The following is a 14,023-nucleotide window of genomic DNA, read 5'->3' as shown; positions in this document are numbered from 1 at the left end:
TAACCTTTTAAAGTGGTTTTGGTACTATTAAAGCATAAAGATATATTTTTTCTTTAAAAAAAATGCAATCTTTACTTGTGCTTATCGATAGCCTGCAATCTTTGAAGCAAAGGTGGATGTGAGTAATGAAAGATCACATACAGTTTATGTGGCTTTAAATTACTTAAGCTATCAATAGAGAGCTTTTTAAGTGCATTTTGAAGCTCTTCTCCATTGTAAGTATTTGCCGCAAATTTATCTGCCTGAAACTCATGTTTTCGACTAATGAAGTTGGAAAACAGTGATAAAATCATACTTACTGGTGTGTAAATTATTCCAAATGCTATGAAATTCACAGGAAAACTTAGTTGTTCAGCACCCAATGCAATGCTTAAATTAGGATTAAATATCATGTAAGACATGATCAACAGCATCGCTCCTGTCTGCACAACACCACTAATCATTCCGGAAATAGTGTGTTTCTTTTTATAATGCCCAACCTCATGCGCTAAGATTGCTACTAGTTCTTCATCGGTATGCTTTTCCAATAGTGTATCAAACAACACAATCTTCTTTCGCTTCCCAAAGCCAGAAAAAAAGGCATTCGCTTTAGAAGAACGTTTAGAGCCATCCATGATGTAAATATTCTCTATCGGGAAATTTACAGATTTTCCATACTGTAATATTTTTTCTCTTAATGTCCCATCTTCAAGTGGCGTTAATTTATTGAAAAGAGGCAATATCCAGCTTGTATAGAAGAAATTAGCACCGATCATAAACAAAACGATTACTAGCCAAAAAATCCACCAGAAAGACTGACCAAGCCACATTATCAGTAGAATTAATACACTTAGTAAAATCCCACCCAATAATGCTGTTAACAAATAACCTTTCAATTTATCCTTCCAAAACAAGGCCGGAGTTAACTTATTGAATCCAAACTTCTCTTCAATAGTAAAGGTAGAATACCATTGCCAGGGAATATTCCATATATCATTGATAATGTATACAATCCCAAAAAAAGCTAAGGTTTGGGTAACAACAGAATCAAATCGAACTCTTATCCAAGAATCCAACTCTCCCAAAATGCCAAAATACAATACCAAGAACATAATAAGGACACTAGAAAAGCCACTCAAAAGTCCGAATTTAGTATTGGCTTTTTGATATTTTACTGCTTTAAGATATTTCTCTTCATCATAAATCTCTTTCAAATCTTCAGGCAACTTAGCACTTGATTTTTTAAGATTTAAAATATCAATTACAGTATTAATGGCATAGTCAGCCACTACAATCACAATAATGATCGTAAAAAATTGATCTGCGGTAAATATCATTTCTAAGTTTAAAATTTAGGACAAGGTATTCTTAATTTATCTGCAGGTGGTCTGCGAGGATCGGTAAGTGATAGAACATAGGAAATGGAAATTTCATGGGCACCACCACTGCGGATTCCTAAATCAGACAATGTGTAGTCAAAACTATAGCCTACAGATATTTTTTCATAAGCATAACCCAATAACAAAACTAAGGACTCTGAGGCAGAAAAACCATTTGGAGTTTGAAAAGGAATACCTCTATACCATAATCCTGCAACCATTGGTTCCAAAGTGCTATAAATTCCTAGGTCAAGTTGTTGAAAACCTCCTTGCATTTTATATTGTGCAGTAGGGGTAATACTTCTTTCATCTCCACTTCTTGTGAATCCTTTCTTATATCCTGTTTTCAACGGGATTTTGTAGCCTGCATGAAATGAATGTTTCATGGGTAGTCTACTTTCATCACCTACTATAGATTGATTAGGTTGATTCAAATGAAATACTGAATATCCAAACCAGAAGTTTTCGGAATAAAGTACGCCACCAAAGGACAAATCAAAAAATGTTTTACTTTCCCCAGTAGGCGCTTCTCCTGTTGGGTTTTGGAAAGATTGTGTTTCAGGATCCCACTGATCACCAAAGGTTAATCTGCTAAAATCTAAATTCCTATTGTAAACAGCAGCCTGCACTCCTGGCCTGAAGGTTAAATTCTCACTCAAACGCAACTGGTATGCATATTGGGCTCCTACAGATGTGGATCTCAGTCCTACAATTCCTTCCTCATCCCTGGAAATAATCAATCCGACACCGCTTGAGATCATATCAAAATAATGATCAAAATAAGCTGAGTAAGTGGTGAAATTAGCATTTATACTTGGCCATTGATTTCGGTAGTTAATTCCTGCCCTACTCATCTGTGTGTTTCCTGCAAATGCTGGATTCAAATATAATGGAGCCGCATAAAACTGCGAGAACTGAGGATCTTGCGCTTTAACCTCATCAAATGAAATTAAAAACAAAATCAATATTGAAAATACGAGAAATTTTTGACTATTAATTAGTTTACCCACAACACAAATTATATTCAAATTTACCGAAAGATATGAAATAAGTCAGAAAGAGGGATATTCACAATAAATATTTTAATTAATTCTTTTAAAAAATTGAAAAACAGTAAATTATTCCCGTCTTTAATCTATTTATTTTTAAATTTCGGTTTAATTAAGTAAACGTAACTAATACGTAAATAATATATTTTCTGATAAAGAAAATTAATCGACATCAAATTACGTTAAGAATAAACTATTGACAACACGCAACTGTATGAGCAATAAATTATTTAGAAGTTTCTTCCTTTTTTTAGCCATTTTAGCTAGTAATACGCAAGCGCAAGATTTTTCAGAATCTTTTTGGTATTTTGGAAACAATAATGCTGCTATTCAATTTGACCGAAATGCAGATAGAAATACTAATTTAATTCAAAATCAAGCTACCCCTTTTGGAAACGGAGGCGCAGCTGTAGCTGCAAATGGGGTTGATGGGCAACTTCTTTTTTATACGGACGGTGATAATGTATACGGCAAAAATCACCAAATCTTGCCTGGAGGAAATGTAATCGGAGGAAATAATTCATTGCGTCATCCAGCAGCGATAGTCCCTTCATCAAATCCGAATGACGACATCTATTACATCTACATCATTGATGGGTCAAATGAGCTCAGATTTTTAAGTGTAGATTTGTCTATAGGAGATTTTGGAGAAGTTACTGCATCAGCTCAAGGAACAGGGTTTTCTTCTTTATCAGATTACATAAACTCATTTAAACTTGGAGATAATTATTTCTTGCTCTTTCAAGAAAATAATTCTTTGGAGTTAGTACAAGTTCAAAATAATGGCTCATTAATTAGCACAGCATCTCACGAATTCTCTATTGACTACGCACTCAGCAATGTATCCGTAAGAAACTCAATGAGTGACACTCTTACTCTAGCCTTAACATCTGCCAATGTCAATACTAACCCTAAGAATCTGGTTTTACTGGAATTAAATTTAGCCGACCCCACTACTCCCCTTTTTCAAAATGAAAACATTCTAGAAAATACAGGTTTTGTAAATCAACTTATCACAGATGTTGAATGGTCAGTTGGGGGCAGGAATTTATATTATAGCAGGAATAACACTGTTACTTCAGAAAGTCGATTGATCCAACTTAATTTGGATAGCGCAACTTCTGAAAATGTGTTAGATAGAACAGTTACAGAGATTAAAGCTTTACAGAACGGCCCCGATGGAAATTTATATTACTTGTATAACAATGGAGCGGAAGAATTTTTAAGCAGAATTTCTCAAACTGACTCTATTCCTGATTCCTTAAATATTCAATGGGACTTGTTCAACATGCAATCATTTGGATCGGCAGGTAATTTTCCTACGATTGCTCCTCCTGCTCTGATTGATGGTGAAATATCTTTTGATTGGTACACGACTACACTTAATCAATCGATTTGTCAAAACAATCCTGTGTCATTTTTTGCCGACTACAGTGAATTCGCTGATATCACTTCTTTAGAATGGGATTTCGGCAATGGCCAGTCTTCAAATGCGATAAGTCCTAATTTCATATATGAGCAAGCGGGAAGCTATAATGTCATTTTAACCGTAAATGCTGGTGGAAATTTCTTTGTTGATTCTGCTTTAGTAACAGTTGAACAATTTGATTCAGAAGTACAACTTCAGGATACTACAGTTTGTCAGCTTCCTTTAGAAAATTACGGCCCTACACTTGGCGATGGTTCAGAGCCCGATCAAGTAGTATGGATAAATCCTGACCCTCAGAAATTCACTGATAATGGTGATGGAACAGCTACCTTTTTAGAATCTGGAGTTTATTCTGCTGCTGTTACTGTAGGTAATTGTACGGTAACGGCTAGTTTTGAATTAACATTATTCGAAGAAGAAAAACAAAAATCTAATTATTGGTATTTTGGAGATGGAGCTGGAATAGATTTTAATAATCAAGGTGGCCCAGTTGCGGTCACGGATGGGAATATTCAAGCTGAAGAGGGCTGTACCACTGTTTCAGATGACAATGGAGATCTCCTATTTTATACAAATGGAGATGTGATTTGGGATTCGGAACACAATGTAATGGCAAATGGGACTGATTTAGGTGGTGATCCAGCTGCTTCACAAGGCGTAATTGCAGTAGCTCATGGAAGTGACCCTTCTTTATATTATCTATTCTTAAATCAAGACATAAGTTCAGATACTAGCAATTTTTCCTATGCATTAGTGGACTTGAAACTTAATGGTGGCTTAGGGGATGTAGTATTGAAAAACAGAAAAATATACAGCAGAAGTACTGAAAAAGTAGCTGCGCAGGGTAATGAAAACACCAATGTTTTGACCCATGAATTGGGAAGTAATAGCTACAGATTTTATCCTGTAAATGTTGAAGGGATAAATGCAGCTGAGTACATTTCACAAGGAAGCGACTACTTATCCAACTCATCTGCTACTGGATATTTAAAATATGCAGCTGGAGGGGACAAAGTTGCCCAAGCCTATAACTCCGGGGGTGCTTTTATTGATTTCATAAGACGGGATAGCCTGAACAACTGGGAAGAAGCATTATTGGACGTCAATTTTGGAGGAGAAGTGTATGGAATTGAATTTTCTCCAAGTGCTGATCTTCTCTATGCCACAATCAATAATGGTGCTAATTCAGTTTTACTGCAAATCCCAGTAAATGATAATTACACTATTGATGAGATTGAGAATCCAGATAGCGTTACCGTAGCAGACTTAGATTTTGAGGCTGGGGCTATTCAAACAGGTCCAAATGGACAATTATATATTGCTGCAAACAATAGTCCCAATGTTTATACTATTGGATCACCAGACCAAAGATTTGCACCCGAAAACGGCAGTAATTTAGCCAGTACTTTACAAGCTTTCGATTTAGCAGGAAGAAACAGCCGATTAGGATTACCTAATTTCGTTCAAAATCTTTCAACTCCACAGCAAGAACCAAGCATAAGTGTAACTGCTAATTGTTCTTCTGAACCTATCATTTTAGGAGCTACGGGTAAAACAAATTTCGATCAGTTTAATTGGACCATTACTCCTGCAGACAGTAGTAGCAGTGTATATACTTCAAATAATCAAAATGATACCTTAGATATTGATCTCGAGCCAGGAGTTTACGAGGCGGCATTACGAATTACTAATGAATGTGGATATGATGAACTATTAGTGGAGAATTTTGAAATCTTCCCAAGCCCAGATGTTAGCAATGTCATTAGCCCAAGAAACTTTTGTGGTAGTACTTTAACCTTAGGAGAAGATATAGTAGATGAACCTGGTCATACTTATTTATGGAATACGGGCGAAACAACTCAAACCATAGAAATTACAGAAACAGGCATCTACAACGTGACTATTACCAGTATAAATGGTTGCGTTTCAACAGCTGAAATATTTGTAGGCCCTCCTTATGAAGCTGATTTAGGAGGCGATAGAGCCGTTTGTCAAGACGAGCAGCTAAGATTAAATGCAAGTGGAAATGCAAGCGAATACCGTTGGTTTGTGGATGATATTCAGCAATCTGCCAGTGGTCAGAATTTTGATGTCAATACAAGTACAGCTGGAACATTTTTAATCAGAGTAGAAATTCCAGATCCACTTGACCCAAGTTGTTTTGCAGAGGATGAAATTGAGGTAATTGTGAATGGCAACCCTACCGTTTCGACTAATATTGTTACTCCTCCAAGTTGTGGGAGTAATAATGGCTCATTAGAAATTACTAACATTTCTGGCGGCTCAGGTGATTATACCGTGAGTTGGTCAGGTCCAACTACAGTACCTGAAAATCAAATGTCTGCCAACAACCTTGAAGCTGGCACTTACAACATTACCGTAACTGACAATTTATCTGGCTGTACGACCGTGGAAACGGTTCCTCTGACAAATACTGACTTTACTGCTGTAGCAAATCAAATTAACCCAACTTGCGATCCTAGTAATCAGACTGTCGATGTACTAGTGTCTGGTTCATTTACCCTAGATCTCACATGGGAAATTTTTGATCAAAACAATAATTCTATTGATAATGGAACAGCATCATCAAGCAACTTTCAAGTGAACGGATTGAGCGAGGGAAGCTACAGTATTTCAATAACAGATAACTCTGCAGGTTTGTGCTTAGCTGTAGACTCTTTTGGCATTGCACTTAATGATTCCGTCCCATTCAATCCAGATGAAAATGTATTTGGTTGTGGAACCGATTATGATTTATTAGCTTATTTACAAGACTTAAATCCAAATGCTACTTTCAGTATCACCCCTACTCCTGCTGACCCTAATGCTGTTGGTAGTGGAGTGTACGATATTGTAGCTACAGAAGGAAGTTTATGTCCTAGCAATGCAACTGTTAATGTTCAATTAAGTCCACAAGCTAGTATATTGGAAATTGAAAACCAGGTAGATTGTGATGGAGGAAATCAATTAACTGCAATATTAGATGGACAAGATCCAGCAGACTATACTTTCAATTGGAGTAATGGAGCTCAAGGGCAAAGCATCACGGTCAATCAATCTGGCACCTACTCTGTGACTGTAAATCCGAGAGGCAACATTAGTTGTGCAGCAGAATTATCTGTTACTGTGGATAATGTCTATACTGCCGTAGAAGCAAGCTTAACCAGTGAAACAAATTGCGAAGATGGAACCATACTGCTAATAGGAAGCATTAGCGGAGGTAGCGGGAACTTCAATTATTCTTTAACAAATGCACAAGGAACCAATATCCCTACTGTGGATCCTACTTCTAATACCTTAGAATGGAACATTACAGAAAGCAGCACCTACACATTCACAGTAAATGACAATGGTCCTGGCGGATGTGACCCAGTAATCATTAGGCGAGATTTGACTGTACAAGAAGTTTTTCAACCGCAAATTCAAGACACTTATTTCATTTGCCCAACAGGGGTGGAATCAGAACGGACGGTTACCTTAGACCCGGGTTCTTTTGGCACTTATACTTGGACTCTTCCGGATGGTAGCACTTCCAATAATAGAAGAATTGTCGCAAATGAACCTGGTGAATACAGCGTTAGATTAACTGCTTCGGGTTGTGAGTTTAATATTACCACAACTGTTTTAGAAGATTGCCAGCCTAAAGTTTTTGCACCTGATGCAATTAAACCTAATAGTTCAATTGCTGCAAATAGGGTTTTTAGAGTATTTGCTAATGAATATGTAGGAGAATTTCAAATCATTATTTTTAATAGATGGGGGACAATTGTTTATGAATCTAATGATAAAAACTTTGAATGGGATGCCACAGATTTAGGTGGAGTCGCGGTTCCTCCAGGAATGTATGCTTATATCATCAACTTCAGAAGTACTGATGCTAACAGCAGAACTTATGAACAAAGGGGTGGAGTAAATGTAGTCAGGTAAACTCCTGGCTACTTTATTTTATCTAAGAAAGACTGAGGAATAGAAGCGATTTTCCTTTTTTCATAATCGAAGAAAACAATTCCCGTCTTCCCTAATGCAGCTAAACTTCCATCTGATTTCATAAATCTATAAACGAAGTCACAACCATATTTATTAATGTCCTTAACCCCTATTGCAATTTCAATATCTTCGTGAGCAAAAACTTCTGCCTTGTAAGAAATTGCAGCATCCGTTTGTATATTGCCCAAGCCTTCGAAATCTAATTCACTTTCGTAGCCTAATGACCTGAAAAATTGAACACGTGCATCATGCATAAAAGCAAATATCCGATCATTGCCAACATGTCCTCCATAATTTAAATCGGTGATCCTTGTTTTAATGCTAGCTTTAAAAACATATTCTACTGGCTCTTCAATTTTTACTCTACTCATTTTTATTATTTTCTTTTTGATTTGCCCGCATTTTAGTGATCAATTCTTTGGATCTGGCAGAATTGATAGTGACCAAAACTTTATTTACGCCCTTCTCAATTGGGGATATTGAAAGTGCCAATATTACATTGATCACGAAAGTATAAACAGGTGAATCATCTAAATACCCCTCTAAATTATTTTCAAAAATAGTTGCAATAAATTCTAGAAAAAGAATTAGGGTTAAGAATGTGAAGGTTTTGGTTAAATAAGAGCTCTGGTTGGTAGTATTTAACTTGATAGATATTAATATTAAGATGCTGAAAAACCCTATCTCCAACATATAAAACCACCAAGTCTGCCAGTAAGGTGGTAAGACTTCAAATTTAAAATCAAAACTTCTTACATTATCATGTAAAAAAGTTTTAGCCCTGATTTCCAATAAATAATCTCCCGTTGGAATATAAGGGAAATCTATTTCCCGAATAGAAGACCAACTTGACCAATCATCCATTAGCCCTTTTACATAATATTGATATTCTACATCATCTTTAAACAAGTATTCTGGTGTACTCAAGATGATTTTCAAATTATTTTGACCATGTTCCATTTTGACAACCTCAGTATCAAGCAACCACTCATTTTCAACCATCACGCCATCAATAAAAGTCTTAGGTAAAGGATATTCCTTTTCTTGTGAGTATTTCCATCTGACAATTCGCTGGTTCGTCACCAAATAGACTGTTGTGTCATTTGGTTTATAAAGACTTTTAATAGAGGGGACTATATGTATCCAATCTTTTAATTGCAATGGAATTTTATTTTGTAGTGACATCCATTCATCCGCACTAGTCAAAAGCCAAATATCTTCATTCTGATCCTTCAAAAAATACTTTAGAGGCTTTCTGAATAGTGTATCAAATTCTAATTTGCGCCCTGCATTATCTAAAGCTAAAATACCATCGGATCTTAGTAACTTCACTTTTCCTGCTTCATAGAACAATAGCATCTCCTCTGAAAAACTATTATTAATATTTATCTTGTTTATCGGCTCCAAACCATCAGACTTTATAGCAAAAATTTCTAAAATATTTTCACCAACTGCTGACAATTGACCTTCTTGAATCAGCAGGTCATGGAATTTATTTTCAGAATGTTTCTGCAGATTAAAATCTTTGTCACTTAAATCTACAGTAAACAATCCATCTCTATTGCTTAACCATAACCATTGCTTCTCAGTATCAAAAAGCATTTTCTTTGTCATTCTTAGATCTGAGATTTTTACTCCTTCTCCCCCCTTAACTAAATAGAGTCCAGTATTACTTCTAGCAATTAACCCTTTTTCTGTTTCTAGCAAAGACTCTACATGTGGAGCAACGGACTTAACTTTTTGAAATTCAAATTTGATAGATTTTAAACGTGAAATATCTATGGTTTTTACTACCGATTTGTATTTTGGCTTAATATTTTGCGACCTACTTTGCTTAGATTTTGATGCGCTTTGCGCATGCTTTTGTAAAGAGTCCTTTAATTGCCGTTCCTTTTCTTCCAATTTTTCCCTTAATGCTCTGAAGCGAATCCCATCATTCCTATAGATCTTTCGGAATTTTTTTAGCTCTTCATCAATAAACTTTTGCTCTTCAGAATCATCTTGAGAGCTAAATAAGTTTTGTAAAAAACCATTATCCTCATCCCCATTTTTTAAAGTAGATTCATTTGAGCGATTTATTTTGACCTTTTGAATCATCTTTTTCTGGAGGGTTTCATAATCTTTAACTTCCTTCAAGAAAAACAAGCCTTCAGTAGTGCCAACCCACAAAGTATCACCACTTAAAACAGTGGTTTCTGGCAAGCCCTCCAATCCAGGATAGAACTGAAAATCTTTTAGTGGAATATTTAAAGCAGCACGCGACAATCCATAAGGGTGAGCAAGCCATAAGCCTTTTTGATGATCCATGGTTATGGCATTGACCTCGTTAGTTGGCAATCCATTGTAATTTTGAATGGTGGAGATGATATTGCCAGAATTTTCATCTACTAAAACCACTCCACCAATTAAAGTGGAAATAATAATTTTACCATCAAAATATTTACCTGAAATGGGGTAGTTCTCCCTTAAATACTCATTTAGAGCGGATGAATAAGGGCTAAATTCTTGCCCATCAAAAGAGTAAAAGTCTCCATTGTCATATGAAAAATATAATTGCTTTGAACCTTTTACAGAAAAAACAAAATCACTATTTTCAGGGGCAAATAGATTTAAATCTACCCATGTTCCTTCAACATTCTCGACTAAGTAATTATCTTCAAAGGCATATAATTTCTCATTCCAAACAAAAACATCTTTAAAGCCTAATTTAGATTCAAAAGTATTGAGCTTTTCAAATTCCTCACTAAAAGCAGTTATCTGTTCATTCGCCAACAAATAATATTGGTTTCCATAAAACACTAAATCAACAATAGGAGATAACAATGGTGTTTGATAAAGTAGTACTAATTTATTACTGTGAAATTGATCTTCTACTATTTCATAAATCCCATCTTTAGCTAACAAGATATTTTTATTATGTACTTCTAAAAACTTAATAGGGCTACTATTCACTTTTACCTTTACCCAGGAATTGCCATCAAATTGTAAAACCCCTTTTTTATAAGCCACTAATAACCTACCCTGCGAGTCAATATCCATATCCTGATAAAGATAATCTTGAGGAGGCAATGGCACTTCAAAATGATTAAGAACAACATCTCCGCTTTGAGCCATTAGGACTTGGCTAAATAACATTAGAGACACTAAGGGACGTATAAACCTCATTTGACGCATTAAAATATTACTGATAAATTAAAATCATTATAAAGGTATTGAAATAATTCAATTTAAAACACCGACTAAAGACATCAATTTAAGTTTAACTGATATTCCCTTTACCTCTAGCCAAAACTATGACCTCAAGTGACTTTTTTTTCGTTAAATAAAGTAAAAAATCAGTACAAAAAACTTCAGTAAAGCAAAGAATAATGACAAAAAGTCTTAAATAAATGAAATTAAACTTTGAAATAAGTCAATAAGTCAGCTTTTAGTGCTTGGTAAAAGAATTGTTAAATACAGAGTATAGTAAAATCAAAAACTTACAAAAATGAATTTAAACGAATATACCATAAAATCGCAGGAAGCTATTCAAAAAGCTGCTGAGATTGCGCTGGGAAATGGTCAGCAGGCTATTGAAACCGGCCATTTATTGAAAGCCATTCAGCAAACGGATGAGAATGTTCTCTCTTTTGTAAATAAGAAACTCAACATTAATAAAGCTCAGTTAGAAACTAAATTGAATGAATTGGTAGAGAGCTATCCTAAAGTAAGTGGGGCACAACCTTATTTATCCAATGATGCTCATAAGTCGATGACGGAAGCCAAGAAATTCCTGAAAGAATTCAAGGATGATTATGTTGCCATTGAGCATTTAATCTTAGGTATCTTAAAAACAGGAGACAAAGCATCCAATTTATTAAAAGATGCAGGTTATTCAGAAAAAGACTTGATCAAAGCCATTAAAGAATTAAGGGGCGGAGACTCCGTTAAAGACCAAAACGCAGAATCTAAATACCGATCATTAGAGCGCTATAGTATTAACCTGAACGAGCAAGCCAAAGCGGGAAAAATTGATCCAGTTATAGGTAGAGATGAGGAAATCAGGAGGGTTTTGCAAATATTATCCAGAAGGACTAAAAACAATCCTATTCTGTTAGGAGAACCAGGAGTTGGTAAAACTGCCATAGTGGAAGGAATGGCACAGAGAATTGTAGATGGTGATGTACCTGAAAACTTGAAAGAGAAAATCCTTATTTCTCTAGATATGGGGCTTTTGGTTGCCGGTGCCAAATACAAAGGAGAGTTTGAGGAAAGATTAAAATCAGTAATCAAAGAAGTAACCGATTCTGATGGACAAATTATTTTATTCATAGATGAGATCCACACTTTGATTGGAGCCGGTGGTGGAGAAGGTGCCATGGATGCCGCAAATTTATTGAAGCCTGCGCTGGCTAGAGGAGAATTACATGCGATAGGTGCTACTACTTTAAAAGAGTATCAGAAACATATTGAAAAAGACAAAGCACTAGAAAGAAGATTCCAATCTGTAATAGTGGATGAACCTTCTCAAGAGGATGCTATTTCCATCTTAAGAGGAATCAAAGATAAATACGAAGTTCACCATGGTGTGCGCATAAAAGATGATGCTGTAATTTCTGCTGTAGAATTATCTAGCCGGTATATATCTGATAGGTTTTTACCAGATAAAGCCATTGACTTAATGGATGAAGCCGCTTCCAAGATGCGAATTGAAATAGACTCTCTTCCAGAAGAACTTGATGAGCTCAACAGAAGAATCATGCAGTTGGAAATTGAGCGAGAAGCCATGAGGCGTGAAAAAAATAAAGATAAAGAAAACTTAGTCAATAAAGACTTAGCTGATCTGAATGAAAAAAGACAGGATTTAAAAGCTAAATGGCAAGGCGAGAAAGAAGTTATTCAAGGCATCCAAAAGCAGAAAGAACATATTGACAAGCTAAAACTGGAAGCTGAGCAAGCTGAGCGTTCGGGTGATTTTGGAAAAGTAGCTGAAATCCGATACGGTAAATTAACCGAAGCAGAAGCCAAGCTAAATGAGTTCCAAAGCAAGATGGTGGAGATGCAGAATTCCAGCCATACTTTGCTAAAAGAGGAAGTAGGAGCAGAAGAAATTGCAGACGTAGTGGCTCGTTGGACTGGAATTCCAGTTAGCAAAATGCTACAAAGTGATAGAGAAAAACTCTTGCATCTTGAAAAGGAATTAGGCAAAAGAGTAGCAGGGCAAAGAGAAGCCATTGGTGCTTTATCTGATGCTGTAAGAAGAAGCCGAGCAGGATTGCAAGACCCTCGCAAGCCGATTGGATCCTTCATTTTCATGGGTACAACTGGCGTAGGTAAAACGGAACTAGCAAAAGCATTGGCTGAATATTTATTCAATGACGAAAATGCGATGGTCAGAATCGATATGTCCGAATATCAGGAAAGACATGCAGTCAGCCGATTGGTAGGTGCGCCTCCAGGCTACGTAGGTTATGATGAAGGTGGTCAGTTAACAGAAGCGGTTCGTAGAAAACCGTATTCAGTAATCCTGTTAGATGAAATTGAAAAAGCACATCCGGACACCTTTAACATCCTGCTGCAAGTTTTGGATGATGGTCGATTGACTGATAATAAAGGGCGATTGGCGAATTTCAAAAATACTATTATCATCATGACCACAAACATTGGCTCCAGCTTAATTCAAGAGCGCCTAAGCCCTGAGAATTATATGGGAGATGAATGGAAGAAAGCCGAAATCATGGATCAAACCCGAAATGAAGTGTTTGAATTATTGAAGCGTTCGGTGAAGCCAGAATTTCTAAATAGAATTGATGAAACCATCATGTTCGAACCCTTGAATGAAGAAATTTTAAGACAAATTGTAAGCATTCAGTGGAAGGAAGTTCAGAAGCGCTTAAAAGAAAATGGTGTTCAAATAGATGCCACCAATGATGTGCTCGATTACTTGGGAAGAGTAGGATACGATCCTCAATTTGGCGCCAGACCATTAAAAAGAGTAATGCAGCGTACTATTCTGAACCAACTTTCTAAACAAATTCTGGCTGGCGAGATCAGTAATGACAGCACAGTGCTAGTAGAAATGGAGAATGATGAAATTGTCTTCAAAAATGTTGAAGATGTAGAAATAGAATAAGCTATTAAGATACTAATCAGAAACCGTGTGGGAAATCCTCATACGGTTTTTTCATTTAACGAACTCAATACACATTTTACAATTAGAA

At 36.0% G+C, this 14,023-nt stretch carries 6 protein-coding genes; 2 read left to right on the top strand and 4 right to left on the bottom strand.

Annotated elements, in window-relative coordinates; translation table 11 throughout:
- Positions 1–71: 71 nt before the first annotated feature.
- Positions 72–1,316, bottom strand: a complete 1,245-nt coding sequence (locus FTRAC_RS15780) for a M48 family metallopeptidase (protein ID WP_013455272.1) — start codon at positions 1,314–1,316, stop codon at positions 72–74.
- A gap of 8 nt (positions 1,317–1,324) precedes the next feature.
- On the bottom strand, positions 1,325–2,368 hold the full coding sequence (locus FTRAC_RS15775) for a PorP/SprF family type IX secretion system membrane protein (RefSeq protein ID WP_013455271.1): 1,044 nt from the start codon (positions 2,366–2,368) through the stop codon (positions 1,325–1,327).
- A 253-nt stretch (positions 2,369–2,621) separates the two neighbouring features.
- Here FTRAC_RS15775 and FTRAC_RS15770 point away from each other — a divergent pair, with 253 nt between their 5' ends.
- On the top strand, positions 2,622–7,763 hold the full coding sequence (locus FTRAC_RS15770; RefSeq protein WP_013455270.1) for a PKD domain-containing protein: 5,142 nt from the start codon (positions 2,622–2,624) through the stop codon (positions 7,761–7,763).
- Between the two features lie 8 nt (positions 7,764–7,771).
- Here FTRAC_RS15770 and FTRAC_RS15765 read toward each other — a convergent pair whose 3' ends face one another.
- Entirely contained in the window at positions 7,772–8,194 is a 423-nt protein-coding gene (locus FTRAC_RS15765) for a thioesterase family protein (RefSeq protein ID WP_013455269.1), read from the bottom strand.
- Positions 8,187–10,937 carry a ligand-binding sensor domain-containing protein gene (locus FTRAC_RS15760; RefSeq protein WP_041649919.1) on the bottom strand — a complete coding sequence of 917 codons (2,751 nt, stop codon included), beginning with the start codon at positions 10,935–10,937 and terminating at the stop codon, positions 8,187–8,189. Before FTRAC_RS15760 ends, FTRAC_RS15765 begins: the two co-directional genes overlap by 8 nt.
- 373 nt (positions 10,938–11,310) lie before the next feature.
- Here FTRAC_RS15760 and clpB point away from each other — a divergent pair, with 373 nt between their 5' ends.
- Complete coding sequence (clpB, locus tag FTRAC_RS15755) at positions 11,311–13,935, top strand: ATP-dependent chaperone ClpB (RefSeq protein WP_013455267.1); 2,625 nt, start codon at positions 11,311–11,313, stop codon at positions 13,933–13,935.
- Positions 13,936–14,023 lie beyond the last annotated feature (88 nt).

The organism is Marivirga tractuosa DSM 4126 (assembly GCF_000183425.1).
Lineage (GTDB): Bacteria > Bacteroidota > Bacteroidia > Cytophagales > Cyclobacteriaceae > Marivirga > Marivirga tractuosa.
This window is presented reverse-complemented; position numbering and strand designations above follow the sequence as displayed.

What these genes read in the sequence shown, in the direction of transcription:
- FTRAC_RS15780 (WP_013455272.1), bottom strand. Translation starts at nt 1,316, where the DNA reads ATGATATTTACCGCAGATCAATTTTTTACGATCATTATTGTGATTGTA.
- FTRAC_RS15770 (WP_013455270.1), top strand. Translation starts at nt 2,622, where the DNA reads ATGAGCAATAAATTATTTAGAAGTTTCTTCCTTTTTTTAGCCATTTTA.
- FTRAC_RS15765 (WP_013455269.1), bottom strand. Translation starts at nt 8,194, where the DNA reads ATGAGTAGAGTAAAAATTGAAGAGCCAGTAGAATATGTTTTTAAAGCT.
- FTRAC_RS15760 (WP_041649919.1), bottom strand. Translation starts at nt 10,937, where the DNA reads ATGGCTCAAAGCGGAGATGTTGTTCTTAATCATTTTGAAGTGCCATTG.
- clpB (WP_013455267.1), top strand. Translation starts at nt 11,311, where the DNA reads ATGAATTTAAACGAATATACCATAAAATCGCAGGAAGCTATTCAAAAA.